General features: G+C 66.5%; 16 protein-coding genes. 15 read left to right on the top strand and 1 reads right to left on the bottom strand.

Annotated features, from left to right (window positions below; all coding sequences use genetic code 11):
- Nucleotides 1–13: 13 nt before the first annotated feature.
- From G6N35_RS04370 to G6N35_RS04440, 15 genes are all read left to right on the top strand, one after another.
- Nucleotides 14–1,135 carry an acyl-CoA dehydrogenase family protein gene (locus G6N35_RS04370; RefSeq protein WP_163803140.1) on the top strand — a complete coding sequence of 374 codons (1,122 nt, stop codon included), beginning with the start codon at nt 14–16 and terminating at the stop codon, nt 1,133–1,135.
- 16 nt (nt 1,136–1,151) lie between these two features.
- The gene (locus tag G6N35_RS04375) at nt 1,152–2,045 is read left to right on the top strand and encodes an acyl-CoA thioesterase (RefSeq protein ID WP_163803141.1); all 894 of its coding nucleotides are present in this window, start codon (nt 1,152–1,154) and stop codon (nt 2,043–2,045) included.
- A gap of 79 nt (nt 2,046–2,124) precedes the next feature.
- The gene (locus G6N35_RS04380; RefSeq protein WP_246224207.1) at nt 2,125–2,871 is read left to right on the top strand and encodes a FadR/GntR family transcriptional regulator; all 747 of its coding nucleotides are present in this window, start codon (nt 2,125–2,127) and stop codon (nt 2,869–2,871) included.
- Between the two features lie 86 nt (nt 2,872–2,957).
- A complete protein-coding gene (locus G6N35_RS04385; protein WP_163803142.1) occupies nt 2,958–3,731 on the top strand; it encodes an SDR family NAD(P)-dependent oxidoreductase in 774 nt (257 codons plus the stop codon).
- 33 nt (nt 3,732–3,764) lie between these two features.
- A complete protein-coding gene (locus G6N35_RS04390) occupies nt 3,765–4,574 on the top strand; it encodes an SDR family NAD(P)-dependent oxidoreductase (RefSeq protein WP_163803143.1) in 810 nt (269 codons plus the stop codon).
- A gap of 26 nt (nt 4,575–4,600) precedes the next feature.
- A complete protein-coding gene (locus G6N35_RS04395; RefSeq protein ID WP_163803144.1) occupies nt 4,601–5,149 on the top strand; it encodes a nuclear transport factor 2 family protein in 549 nt (182 codons plus the stop codon).
- Nucleotides 5,150–5,213: 64 nt separating this feature from the next.
- Nucleotides 5,214–5,696: a MarR family winged helix-turn-helix transcriptional regulator gene (locus G6N35_RS04400; protein ID WP_163803145.1), complete on the top strand. Its 483-nt coding sequence runs from the start codon at nt 5,214–5,216 to the stop codon at nt 5,694–5,696.
- A 54-nt stretch (nt 5,697–5,750) separates the two neighbouring features.
- A complete protein-coding gene (locus G6N35_RS04405; RefSeq protein ID WP_163803146.1) occupies nt 5,751–6,143 on the top strand; it encodes a DUF5313 family protein in 393 nt (130 codons plus the stop codon).
- A 128-nt stretch (nt 6,144–6,271) separates the two neighbouring features.
- The gene (locus G6N35_RS04410) at nt 6,272–7,027 is read left to right on the top strand and encodes a YebC/PmpR family DNA-binding transcriptional regulator (RefSeq protein WP_163803147.1); all 756 of its coding nucleotides are present in this window, start codon (nt 6,272–6,274) and stop codon (nt 7,025–7,027) included.
- An 8-nt stretch (nt 7,028–7,035) separates the two neighbouring features.
- Nucleotides 7,036–7,368, top strand: a complete 333-nt coding sequence (locus G6N35_RS04415) for a hypothetical protein (protein ID WP_163803148.1) — start codon at nt 7,036–7,038, stop codon at nt 7,366–7,368.
- Nucleotides 7,352–8,572, top strand: coding sequence for an MFS transporter (locus G6N35_RS04420; protein ID WP_163803149.1), 1,221 nt, complete (start codon nt 7,352–7,354; stop codon nt 8,570–8,572). The genes G6N35_RS04415 and G6N35_RS04420 overlap by 17 nt, the downstream gene beginning before the upstream one ends.
- A gap of 77 nt (nt 8,573–8,649) precedes the next feature.
- Entirely contained in the window at nt 8,650–9,204 is a 555-nt protein-coding gene (gene ruvC / locus G6N35_RS04425) for a crossover junction endodeoxyribonuclease RuvC (RefSeq protein WP_163803150.1), read from the top strand.
- Nucleotides 9,201–9,794, top strand: coding sequence for a Holliday junction branch migration protein RuvA (gene ruvA, locus G6N35_RS04430; RefSeq protein WP_163803151.1), 594 nt, complete (start codon nt 9,201–9,203; stop codon nt 9,792–9,794). Before ruvC ends, ruvA begins: the two co-directional genes overlap by 4 nt.
- A 53-nt stretch (nt 9,795–9,847) precedes the next feature.
- Entirely contained in the window at nt 9,848–10,858 is a 1,011-nt protein-coding gene (gene ruvB, locus G6N35_RS04435; protein WP_246224547.1) for a Holliday junction branch migration DNA helicase RuvB, read from the top strand.
- Nucleotides 10,859–10,884: 26 nt separating this feature from the next.
- Nucleotides 10,885–11,268 (top strand): DUF1304 domain-containing protein, encoded by a 384-nt coding sequence (locus G6N35_RS04440; protein ID WP_163803153.1) that lies wholly within the window; start codon nt 10,885–10,887, stop codon nt 11,266–11,268.
- Nucleotides 11,269–11,271: 3 nt separating this feature from the next.
- Here the strand turns inward: G6N35_RS04440 and G6N35_RS04445 are convergent, their stop codons facing one another.
- The gene (locus tag G6N35_RS04445) at nt 11,272–12,384 is read right to left on the bottom strand and encodes a GGDEF domain-containing protein (RefSeq protein ID WP_163803154.1); all 1,113 of its coding nucleotides are present in this window, start codon (nt 12,382–12,384) and stop codon (nt 11,272–11,274) included.
- Nucleotides 12,385–12,420 lie beyond the last annotated feature (36 nt).

The raw sequence follows: 12,420 nt of genomic DNA on the forward strand, positions 1-12,420 counted from the left end.
GATCTGACACCCCATGGCACTGATACCCACCGAAGAGCACGACGCCCTTCGCGATGTGATGCACGCTTTCCTGGGTAAGCATTCGACGGAAGCCGCCGTGCGCGCCGAACTCGACAGCGAACTGGGTTACGACGAATCAGCCTGGCGCACCGCGGCCGAGCAGATCGGGCTGCCGGCACTGGCCATACCGGAGGAATTCGGCGGCGCCGGTTATGGTTTCGACGAGCTGGCAATCGTCATGGAGGAGACGGGCCGGTCTCTTTACACCGGACCCGTCTTGTCCACGATCGTGCTGGCAACAAGTGCCCTTCTGGGCGCACAGGACAGGGCCGCGTGCGAGCGCTATCTGCCCGCGATCGCGGCGGGGGAGTTGATCGCGACCGTGGCGGTCAACGAGAACGCCACTCACTGGGACCCGGCTGATATCACCGTGACCGCTCGGCCCAGCGGCAACGGTTGGGTGCTCGACGGGATCAAGCCTTTCGTTCTCGATGGAGCCAGGGCAGGACTCCTCGTCGTCGCCGCACGCACCTCGGCGGGCGTGTCGTTGTTCTGCGTCGAAGTGACCGCTGAGGGTCCGCTCATCGAGGCCCGCGAGGTGCTCGATCTGAGTCGGCGTTTCGCCGCCGTCACGTTCGATGCGACCCCAGGTACCCTACTGGGCGAGGATGGTGGCGGCTGGCCCGTGCTCGCCGACGTATTCGACCGGGCGATCGTGGCGCTGGCCTGCGAACAGGTCGGCGGCGCGGCCGCGGTCTTGGACGCCACCGTGGACTATCTCAAGGTCCGGCACCAGTTCGGCCGGCCGATCGGATCCTTCCAGGCCCTCAAACACCGGTGCGCCGACATGCTCGTCGAACTCGAATCCGCCCGCTCCGCAGCGGCTTACGCTGCGACAGCGGTGGCCACTTCGGCCGCCGATACCTCGACGGCGGCGTCGATTGCAAAGACCTACTGCTCGAAGGCCTTCTACCACGTCGCCGCGGAGAGCATCCAGATGCACGGCGGCATCGGATTCACCTGGGAGCACCCGGCACACCTCTACTTCAAGCGGGCGAAGTCCTCGGAAGTCCTGTTCGGTTCCCCGAGCTGGCACCGCGAACGGCTGGCCCACCTGATCGGTCTGGTCTCGTGACGAGGGGAGGCCGGCAGTGGCCGGTACCGCCGCTGAACTGATCGACCTCCTGACATCTCGGGCGGACGGGCCGGACACCTATACCGCGTCGGCCGAAAAGCTGCCCGCCGGGCCGCTATTCGGTGGACACGTCGTCGGTCAGGCCCTGATGTCAGCGGCGCGTACCGTATCCGACGAGCGCCTACCCCATTCGGTGCATTGCGTCTTCGTGGCATCGGGCCGCTCCGAACTGCCGATCGAGTACCGGGTGACGCGCGTCGGTGACAGCCGGGCGTTCTCTCGCCGGCAGGTGACGGCCAGCCAGGCCGGCGCCGACATCTTCGTCATGCAGGCGTCGTTCCACATCGGCGAGGATGGTCTGATCCATGACCGCGAACCGCCGACTGCGCCGGATCCGGATTCCTGCACGCCCTTGACGGGTTCGTCCGCGGATGCTGAGCGGTGGCCGGACATGTATCGACACTGGGGGGCGATCGACGTCAGGATCGCAGCCCAGCCGCCCGTGCTGCCCAGGCCGACCAGTACCGGTCAGACACCCGGTGCACAGGTGTGGCTGCGGACCCGGGAGACGGTGGCAGGGCCTCAGGTCCTGCACAGCGCCATTCTGGCGTGTGTGTCCGATATGACCCTCCTCGGTGCGGCCCTCGCACCGCACGGCATCTCACATCGGCACCCCGGCTACCGGATCGCATCCCTTGACCACTGCCTGTGGATCCATGCTCCGTTCCATGCCGACCGGTGGATGCTGTATCACCAGATCTCGCCTGTCGCCGCGGCCGGCCGCGGCTTCTGCAGAGGAGAGATCTATCAAGCCGGCCGGCACGTGGCAACGGTGGTGCAGGAAGGGTTGATCCGTCCGGTAGCCGCGGCGCCACGTGATAATGCGCCGACGCGCGGGATCGCAAGCTAAGACGGCGAATCATTCAGACGGTTAGAATGCTCGTTCAAGCACTGCGCACTACCTGGACGAGAGGATCAAGGCCATCACCGTGGCGAAGTCGATGCTGGTGAAAGTGCCCAAAGCCAGCGAGCTGGTGGCAGCCAATCTCCGGCGCCGAATCATCACCGGGGAGCTCGGTTCGGGGGACCTGCTGCCCAGCGAAGTCGTCCTGATGCAGGAGTTCGGCGTATCGCGTCCGACACTGCGTGAAGCGTTCCGGATCCTGGAATCGGAATCCATCATCACCGTGCAGCGGGGTGCTCGCGGCGGCGGCCGGGTTCTTCAACCCGACGGTGCAGTGGCAGCCCGCTACATGGGAATCCTCCTGCAATATCAGGGCGTCCCACTCAGCGACCTCTACCAGGCGCGTACCGAGATCGAGGTGTCGGCCGTCGGCATGATCGGCGCGAGCCGACGAAAAGCAGTGCTTCGCGACCTCGAATCCAGGCTTGAGGAGGGCCAGCAGTTCCTGACGAGCCCGGACGAGGAAAAATTCGCGGAGTTCAGTGTCGGATTCCACCTTGCGGTCGTGAACGCCCCAGGCAGCACCACGCTGAGCCTGCTGGGCGCGATGCTGTTCGAGATCATCGACGCTCACAACAAGATCTTCATGGCCACCCATGAGGTCGGATTGCCAGTCAACAGGGTCGCCATGAAGGCCTACAGCAAGTTGGTCGCGCTGTTGGCAGCGGGCGATACCGAGGGTGCTCAACGGCATTGGCGCAAACACCTCGGCAACGTCGAGCAGTACATGGTCGGCGATGCCGATTCCACCTTGGTCGAGGTGCTCTCCTAGCCGGCCTGCCAGCTGCTCTTCCGCCAAAGAACTTAATCATCTATCTTATTGATGAGAGACTTCGGTGGAGACGGGCGAGGAGCGGCATGGCGGCCGATGGTGAATTCAGTGGACGGGTAGCCCTTGTGACGGCGGCCGCCGGCCGCGGTATCGGGCGCGAGATCGCCACCCGGCTCGCGCGCGACGGTGCCACGGTGGTTGTCACCGATTACCACCCGGGACGCACCGAGCAGGTGGCAGCCGATCTCACCGCCCAGCTCGGCCGGCCGGTGTTCGGTCGTCCGCTCGATGTCGGCGTCCGCGAGCAGGTCGAAGACGTGTGTGCCTGGGTGGCTCGCGAAGTCGGACCGATCACCATCCTGGTCAACAACGCTGCGCAGAACGTTCTCGGCTCGATCTTCGACTACGACCCCGACGACTGGGACCGCATCATGGCCGTCAACCTCGACGGGCCGTGGATGCTGTCCAAGTTGGCGATGACGCAGATGCGCGACGCCGGGACGGGGGGTGTCATCCTCAATGTGTCCAGCTATGCACCCGATGTCGGGGGTGCGGGCATGGAGACGCCATACGCGGTGTCCAAGGGTGGGCTCAATGTCCTGACCCGGTGCTGCGCTCACGAGGGTGGTCCCTTCGGGATTCGGGCCAACACGTTGACGATGGGCGTGGTGACCGGGACCCGGTTCATCGACGAGCTCCACCCGGAACTCCTCGATCTCGAATTGCCCAAGTCGCCGCTGGGACGGGTGGCAGACGTCCAGGACATCGTGGAAGCAGCGGTGTACCTACTGTCCGATCGATCCCGTGCGACGACCGGCGAGGTGCTGAATGTGGCCGCCGGAACCCATATGCGGTACTGAAACTGACGATCACCTAACCGATCAGGGGAGAAAATGGCGGACCTGCAAGGAAAAGTCTCCATCGTCACCGGTGCGGGCAGCGGTATCGGCGCAGTCGCCGCGGAGATGTTCGCCGCCGAGGGGTCTGCCGTGGTCGTCGCCGACCTCAACGACGTTGCTGCCCACACAGTTGCCGAGTCGATTCGGGCCAATGGTGGGCAGGCGATTGGCGTGGGTTTCGACTTGGCGGACGTGGACTCGATCGAAGCGCTGATGGCATCGGCCGAGGCTGCCTTCGGCGGAATCGACGTGTTGTTCAACAATGCAGCCGCAACGCATCTGGCCGCCGAACGTGACCTGCCGATCGCCCTGGCCGATCACCATGTCTGGAACGAATCGCTTCGCATCAACGTCACCGGCACCATGGCCTGTATCCGGGCCGGGGTGCCGCGCCTCATCGAACGAGGTGGCGGAGCGATCGTCAACACCGCTTCCGGAGCCGGGCTGACCGGTGACATCGGCCATCCCGCCTATGGCGCATCGAAAGCGGCGATCATCCGGATGACCACCTACGCCGCTCTCGAGTTCGGCTCCCGGGGCGTGCGGTGCAATGCGATCGCTCCCGGGCTCATCGTCACCCCGGCAACCGAACAGACGTGGGCGGCCGGCCCGATGCGCGACATCATGGTTCGCCAGCATGTCACGGGACGTCTCGGTACTCCCCAGGACATCGCCAACGCCGCGGTGTTCCTGGCCTCGGAGAAGTCCTCCTTCATCACCGGTCAGGTGCTCTGCGTCGACGGCGGCATACTGTCGCATGCTCCGTACGCCGCCGATGTGGCCGAACTGATGGCCCACGGCTGATCGTGTCGTAGTTCCAAGGAGAACGGATGCCCCAGGACGACATAGTTTCCCGCCTCACCGCGATCGAGGACCGGCTCGCTATCGGGCAGCTGCCGATCCGGTATGCGCTCGCTGTCGACGGGCGCGACATCGACGCCTGGGTGGGATTGTTCGTTCCCGATGTCGACTGCGGCAGGCATGGCCGCGGGCGGGAAGCGTTGCGCGAGTTCATCACTCCTCAAGTGAAGACCTTCTATCGCTCGATACACCTGATCTGTGGCCATCGGATCGAACTGATCGACGACAGAACGGCCCGCGGCAAGACGTATTGCCGAGCCGAGCATGAGGTCGGCGACAAGTGGGAGGTCATGGCGATCTGCTATGACGACCGCTACGCCAAGATCGACGGGCAGTGGTTCTTCCAGCGACGTCTCGAACAGCACTGGTACACCGCCGACCAGCTCAGCCGGCCGCAGGAGGCGCAGGGCTTCGTGGACTGGCATCGCGACGTCAAACCCGCCCTGCCGCATGCGTTCCCGACCTGGGGAAGTTTCTGGTCGGACACCGACACCGAATCGGTGACTGCGCAACGCTGAGCGGCCGGCCGTCCCGACTGAGGCGGGTAATTAGTACCCTAACTATTAGGGTACTATCTTTCGTGTGACTAACACGCCGGCCGATCCGCTGGCGCTCGAGCAGCAGGTCTGCTTCGCGCTGGCGGTGACAAACCGGGCCGTCCTGGCGGTGTACCGGCCGATCCTGGAACCGCTCGGCCTGACCCATCCGCAGTACCTGGTCATGTTGGCCCTCTGGGATCACGTCCGTGATCCGGTTGCGGCAGAGGACCTTTCTGTCAAAGAAATCGCCTCGGCCCTGCAGCTGGAATCGGCGACACTCTCGCCCATGCTCAAACGGCTGGAGGCCATGGGACTGGTTCGGCGGCAACGCAGTGCCGTCGATGAGCGCGCCACCGTGATCACGCTGACCGACGAGGGCCGGGCCCTGCGACAGCGTGCGCTGGCCGTCCCGGCAGCAGTGGTCGAACGCCTGGGCGTGGATCTCGCCGAATTGGAGAACCTGCGCGATGTGCTGCACCGGATCAATGCGGCGGCACTAGCCGCCGGCGCCCTTCCCGAGGTGTGACATTCGACGGTTGCGCCGGCATGCCCGGCGGACAGAGATGGATGAACAATGTTGATGAGTGACAAGTCATTTCAACGCCCGGATCCGGTGCGGTGGTTGTGGTACGCCTACGGGGGCACACTCGGGCCGCGCTATCAGCAGTGGGTGCTGCACGACGTGACCGCACGCAGTCGGTGGTGGCGACAGGCTGCCAGAACCCTGATGACCCTGCTGCCCCTGGCGGTGTGCGGTCTGCTGTTCACCAGACCCGCCTGGATTGCGGCGACGGCTGTTCTCGGCGGCGCCTGCATCGCGATGATCTATGCCGCGGCCTACATCGACCAGAGCGCCGAACATCGACTGCGCAAGCACGGGTATCCGCCGGGCACGCTGGAGCGCGTTATGGCCGAGCGAGACCAGGTGACGGACGCACGGCGCCGACGCAGCTACGACGCCAGGTACCGGTAGCCGCCCAGATTTCCCGCTGGCATACCTGCGCCCGGGGCCGGCGTGCCGGACGCGCCGCGGATGCCCAGGTGTGCGGGCCAGTAGACTCGTCGGGTTACGGCAGAACTCGAACTACGGAGAAGATCCCGATGAGCGGCCATTCCAAGTGGGCCACCACCAAGCACAAGAAAGCCGTCATCGACGCCAAACGCGGCAAGATGTTCGCAAAGTTGATCAAGAACATCGAGGTCGCCGCCCGCGTCGGCGGAGGGGACCCGGCCGGCAATCCGACCCTCTATGACGCCATCCAGAAGGCGAAGAAGTCCTCGGTGCCCAACGACAACATCGAGCGGGCTCGCAAACGCGGCGCCGGTGAAGAGGCCGGTGGCGCCGACTGGCAGAACATCACCTACGAGGGGTACGGACCCAACGGTGTCGCGGTGCTCATCGAGTGCCTGACCGATAACCGGAACCGCGCCGCAGGTGAGGTGCGGGTGGCGATGACCCGCAACGGCGGCAACATGGCCGACCCGGGCTCGGTGTCCTACCTGTTTTCCCGCAAGGGTGTGGTGACGCTGGAGAAGAACGGTCTGACCGAGGACGACGTCCTGCTGGCGGTCCTCGAGGCCGGGGCCGAGGAGGTCAATGACCTCGGTGACAGCTTCGAGATCATCTCCGAACCCACCGACCTGGTGGCCGTGCGCACTGCGCTGCAGGACGCCGGCATCGACTACGACTCGGCGGAGGCCAGCTTCCAGCCATCGGTGACCGTGCCCGTCGACCTCGAAGCCGCCCGCAAGGTGTTCAAGCTCGTCGATGCGCTCGAGGACAGCGACGACGTTCAGGATGTCTACACCAACATCGACATCCCCGACGACGTCGCGGCCCAGCTCGAAGAGGACTGACGACTGCGATGCCCGCGGTCCGCGATGCCACCAACACCCGGTGGACGGTTCGTCGCGTCTGGTGGCCGTTCGGCACGTGGTTGCTCGAGTTGCCCGAATGGGGCGGACTGTTCGCGCTGGGCATGCTGCTGACCCTGCCCCTGGTCGTGGTCTGGCCGTTCTGGGTGCTCGCCCGATTTCTCGGCGCGCCGTGGACCATCGTGGTCAAACGCAAGGGTGACGAGATCCACCGGGAGAAGGTCACGGGCTGGACGGCGTCGAGGGAGCGGATGGCCGACATGATGGCCGAGGCGCGCCGGCACGGCAGCCCTGAAGCGGAGTCCGGTGCCGTCGTCTACTGACGGTGTGCGGTCCGAGCGGCTGCTGCTGGCCAGTCTGTCCGCCACCATGGGGCTCCAGTTCCTCGGGGCCACCGCGATCCTGCCGATCCTTCCGTTGTTCCTCGTCCACCAGCAGGTGTCGGTCGGCACTGTCGGCATCGTCATGGGCGCCTACTTCGCCGGGGCCGTGGTGTCGCAGTATCCGAGCGGGTGGTCGGCCGACCGGTGGGGTCACCGCCCCGTGATCGTCGTCGGCCTGCTGCTCTACGGGGCCGCCAGCGTGGCATTCGTTCTGGTGGATGCTGGCGCGACTTATGCGGTACTGCGCGGGTTGCAGGGCGTCGGGTCCGGCGCGGTGCGCGTGGCGGCGCTGAGCATGGTGGGTCGCTGTATCGCCCCGGACCGGCGCGGCGTGGGGTTCGCCTGGCTGTACTCCAGCGAACTGGCCGGCATGGCGATCGGTCCGGTGGTGGGCAGCCTTGTGCCCGAGCGACACGTCGGCGCCATGTTCATCGGGACCGCGGTGTGTTCGGTACTGGCCTGTCTGCCGATGGTGTCCACCAGGGTCGTCGACCACGAAAGTGACTCGGGGTCAGCGAGTTCGGTGACGGTCGCGGATCTGCTGCGCCGCCGCGGACTGCAGGGTTCGATGCTGGCCGGGGCGGCCGGCGGACTGTGCGCGGGAGTGTACGAGGCGTGCTGGTCGCTGCTGTTGCAGAGCAAGGGAGCCTCCAACTTCCAGATCGGATTGTCCTTCGCCGCCTACGCCGTCCCGTTCATCGTTGTCGCGCCGTTCTCGGGCCGCCTGGTCGATCGGTACGACCAACGGGTGTTGGCTCTGGCGGCCCTGGTGCTGTCGGCGGCCTTTTTGACGATCTACCCGTTCCTCGACAGCCCGGTGTTGCTGATGGCACTCGGAGCGTTCGAGGCCGCCGGTTTCACGGTGGCCTATCCGGCCGCGTTGTCCCTACTGTCCCGCAGCGTCCCGGCCGACCTTTCCGGCCAGGCGCAATCCTTGTTCGGCGTCAGCGAGATGACGGCCATCTCGGTGGGGGCAGGCGTGGCCGGGGCGCTGTTCGCCCACTCCGTCTGGCTGCCGTTCGCGGTCACTTCCGGCGTAGTGCTGATCGTGCTGGCCGTCGCGGCGCTGACCTGGCGGGGCGTGCCGGGCCGCTCCGACGGCAGTTCGGACCCGGCGCTGACCGCAGTCGCACTCGAACGCTGAGGGGCATGTCGCTACCAGGCGGCGTCGGTCGCAACCGCTAAGGTATCGAACAGCTGTTCGTAGGCGAAAGGCGATCCGTGCGGGTAATGGGTGTCGACCCAGGGCTGACGCGCTGCGGGCTCTCGGTGATCGAGGGGCGCGGCGGCAGACAGGTGATCGCCCTGGACGTCGACGTGGTGCGCACCCCGGCCGACCAGCCGCTGCAACGGCGGCTGTTGACCATCAGCGACACCGTCGAGCACTGGATGGACACCCATCATCCCGACGTGATCGCCATCGAGCGGGTGTTCGCCAACCAGAACGCGAACACCGCAATGGGGACCGCCCAGGCCGGTGGGGTGATCGCGCTCGCCGCCGCGCGCCGGGACATCGACGTCCACTTCCACACTCCCAGTGAGGTCAAAGCCGCTGTCACCGGGAACGGCCGGGCCGACAAGGCCCAGGTCACCACGATGGTCACCCGGATCCTGCAGTTGCAGCAGAAACCCACTCCCGCCGACGCCGCCGACGCGCTGGCGCTGGCGATCTGTCACTGCTGGCGGGCTCCGATGATCGCCCGGATGGCCAAGGCTGAGGCCATGGCTGCCGAACAGAAACGTGCCTATGCGGCCCGGCTGAAGGCGGCCAGGTGATCGCCTCGGTCCGCGGTGAGGTCATCGACATCGCCCTCGACCATGCCGTGATCGAAGCGGCAGGCGTGGGCTACAAAGTGATGGCCACCCCGTCAACCCTCGCCACCCTGCGGCGCGGCAGCGAGAGCCGGCTGATCACCGCGATGATCGTCCGCGAGGACTCCCAGACCCTGTACGGATTCGCCGACGCCGATGCGCGCGATCTGTTCCTGACCCTGCTCGGGGTGTCGGGGGTGGGCCCGAAGATCGCCCTGGCCACCCTGGCGGTCTATGACGCGAACGCGTTGCGCCAGGCGCTGGCCGACGGTGACGTCACCGCGCTGACCCGGGTGCCCGGGATCGGCAAGCGCGGCGCCGAGCGGATGGTCCTCGAACTGCGTGACAAGATCGGGCCGGTGACCGGTTCGACGGGGGTGGCCAGTGCAGTCGGGCATGCGGTGCGCGGCCCTGTGGTGGAAGCCCTTGTCGGACTTGGCTTTGCGGTCAAACAAGCCGAGGAGGCCTGTGACAAGGTGCTCGCCGGTGATCCGGAGGCCACCACGTCCAACGCCCTGCGCGCCGCGCTGTCGCTGCTCGGGAAGACCAAGTGAGCCGGTTCGAGGGCGAGGGCGACGCCGAGGACTTCGAGCGTGACGTCTCACCGATGCTCAGCGTCGGTGAAGGCGATATCGACGCCAGTCTGCGGCCGAGGTCTCTGCGTGAGTTCATCGGCCAGCCCCGGGTGCGTGAGCAGTTGCAACTGGTACTCGAGGGTGCCAAGAACCGCGGCGGCACACCGGATCACATCCTGCTGTCCGGTCCGCCTGGTCTGGGCAAGACATCGCTGGCGATGATCATCGCCGCCGAGCTGGGCTCTTCGCTGCGGGTCACCTCGGGCCCGGCGCTGGAGCGGGCCGGCGATCTGGCGGCGATGCTGTCCAATCTCGTCGAGCACGACGTGTTGTTCATCGACGAGATCCACCGCATCGCGCGGCCCGCCGAGGAGATGCTCTACCTGGCGATGGAGGATTTCCGGGTCGACGTGGTGGTGGGCAAAGGCCCTGGGGCGACCTCGATTCCGTTGGAGGTGGCGCCGTTCACCCTGGTCGGGGCAACCACCCGCTCGGGCGCGTTGACCGGCCCGCTGCGCGACCGGTTCGGGTTCACCGCGCACATGGATTTTTACGAGCCCCCCGAACTCGAACGCGTGCTGGGCCGCTCCGCCGGCATCCTGGGCATTGAGCTGGGAGCCGAGGCCGGTGCCGAGATCGCCCGCCGATCGCGCGGCACGCCACGCATCGCCAACCGGCTGCTGCGCCGGGTGCGGGACTACGCCGAAGTTCGGGCCGACGGCGTCATCACCCGCGATATCGCCAAAGCCGCACTGGCGGTCTACGACGTCGACGAACTCGGGTTGGACCGGCTGGACCGGGCCGTGCTCACCGCGCTGACCAAGAGTTTCGGTGGGGGACCGGTGGGAGTGTCGACATTGGCGGTGGCGGTTGGCGAGGAAGCCACCACGGTCGAGGAGGTCTGTGAGCCGTTCCTGGTGCGCGCGGGCATGATCGCGCGAACACCCCGCGGCCGGGTCGCCACGCCACTAGCCTGGACACACCTCGGAATGGTGCCACCGCCGCGTGCCAGCGGGCTCGGGCAACCCGGCCTGTTCGAGTGACCACGGCCCTGACGAACGGACCCCATATGACTGCTGCCGCACTGGTTTTCGCCGCGCTTGCCGCACTGCTGCACGTCTACATCTTCGTCATGGAGTCACTGACCTGGACCTCTCCGCGCACCAGGAAGGTGTTCGGCACCACTGCCGAAGAAGCCGAGACCACCAAGTTGCTGGCCTTCAATCAGGGCTTCTACAACCTGTTCCTGGCTATCGTCGCCGGCGTCGGAATCGTGTCAATCGTCATGGGACATAGAGGCATCGGTGCGGCACTGGTGTTCGCGGGAGTGGGTTCGATGCTCGCCGCAGCGGTGGTGCTGCTTGCCGCGTCACCGGACAAGGCCCGCGCGGCGATCACCCAGGGTACGTTCCCGTTGATCGCCGTCGTGCTGCTGGCCGTCGCAGTGCTGTAAACCTCAGCCGGTCAGCGGGCTCAGGGTGGGCCGATGCCGCACCTGGTCGCCGCCGGCGCGCTTGGCCTCGTACATCGCCGCGTCCGCTTCCTCCACCAGATGGCGGATCACCTGCTGGGCGGCACCCCGGTCGGCGTCGGTGAGCATCAGCGAGGCCACTCCGAGGCTCGCGGTCACCCCACCGGAGGTGGAGGCCACTGCGGTGCGCAGCCGTTCGGCGCGTGCGGCCGGTTCCTCAGGAGCGGTGAGTTCGGCGACCAGGAACTCCTCACCGCCAAGCCGGGCGACGACGGCGTTCATGGCGCTGGCCCGTCGTAGGTTGTCGGCGACGGCGATCAGCACGGCGTCGCCGAACGCGTGACCGTGCCGATCGTTGATCTGTTTGAAGCCATCCAGGTCGATCAACGTCACCGCCAGCCACTGCGGGGCGGGGCCACCCGTGCCGGCGATCAACTGGGCCACCGAGCGGTCATAGCCGCGTCGGTTGCGCAGGCCGGTCAGCGGATCGGTGTGAGACATCAACGCATCGAACGTCATGAGCTGCAGCAGCACCTGGGCGGCGAACGGCACCGCCAGCACGGCGACGGAAACGCCGACGAAATGTCCTAGAGCCAAGGCGATATCACCGTCGACAGCGACCCGCACCGCCGCCAGGATCGTCGTCAGACCAGCGTTGGCCAGGGTGACCGCCAATAGCCGGCTGGAATGGAACAACGCCACATATCCGGCGAGTGGCGCGAAGGTGGTACAGGCCAGCAGACCCGTCACCGGGCTTCCGGCGATCAGGCAGCTCGTCGTGACGCAGGCATTCGAGCCGATTGCGAACAGTGCTGACTGTCGCTGGCTCGGCCACCGTGCCAGCCAGAGGACCGCCCCGGCTGCGCACAGCACGGAGATCGAGATCGCTCCCGCGATCTCCACCCGACCGTGCGGGCCCGATGGGCTCCACAACATCACAATCGGCACGATCCCGAGGAAGGCGACGGTGGACGCTGCCATGACCCGCGCGAAGCCCTGGAGCTGGCGGGACTCGAGATACTCGGAGAACCAGTTGTACTGATCTGGCTGAGCCCACCACTGTCGAATCGAGGCGGTCACGCCCAGGTCTCTGTGCATCTGCTCCCCGAACCGGCCCCAACCCACCCCAAGGGT

Source organism: Mycolicibacterium anyangense (assembly GCF_010731855.1).
Taxonomy (GTDB): domain Bacteria; phylum Actinomycetota; class Actinomycetes; order Mycobacteriales; family Mycobacteriaceae; genus Mycobacterium; species Mycobacterium anyangense.

Excerpts from the sequence above, each read along its gene's own strand:
- G6N35_RS04370 (WP_163803140.1), top strand. The coding sequence starts at position 14 with ATGGCACTGATACCCACCGAAGAGCACGACGCCCTTCGCGATGTGATG.
- G6N35_RS04385 (WP_163803142.1), top strand. The coding sequence starts at position 2,958 with ATGGCGGCCGATGGTGAATTCAGTGGACGGGTAGCCCTTGTGACGGCG.
- G6N35_RS04390 (WP_163803143.1), top strand. The coding sequence starts at position 3,765 with ATGGCGGACCTGCAAGGAAAAGTCTCCATCGTCACCGGTGCGGGCAGC.
- G6N35_RS04395 (WP_163803144.1), top strand. The coding sequence starts at position 4,601 with ATGCCCCAGGACGACATAGTTTCCCGCCTCACCGCGATCGAGGACCGG.
- G6N35_RS04405 (WP_163803146.1), top strand. The coding sequence starts at position 5,751 with ATGAGTGACAAGTCATTTCAACGCCCGGATCCGGTGCGGTGGTTGTGG.
- G6N35_RS04410 (WP_163803147.1), top strand. The coding sequence starts at position 6,272 with ATGAGCGGCCATTCCAAGTGGGCCACCACCAAGCACAAGAAAGCCGTC.
- G6N35_RS04415 (WP_163803148.1), top strand. The coding sequence starts at position 7,036 with ATGCCCGCGGTCCGCGATGCCACCAACACCCGGTGGACGGTTCGTCGC.
- ruvB (WP_246224547.1), top strand. The coding sequence starts at position 9,848 with ATGCTCAGCGTCGGTGAAGGCGATATCGACGCCAGTCTGCGGCCGAGG.
- G6N35_RS04440 (WP_163803153.1), top strand. The coding sequence starts at position 10,885 with ATGACTGCTGCCGCACTGGTTTTCGCCGCGCTTGCCGCACTGCTGCAC.
- G6N35_RS04445 (WP_163803154.1), bottom strand. The coding sequence starts at position 12,384 with ATGCACAGAGACCTGGGCGTGACCGCCTCGATTCGACAGTGGTGGGCT.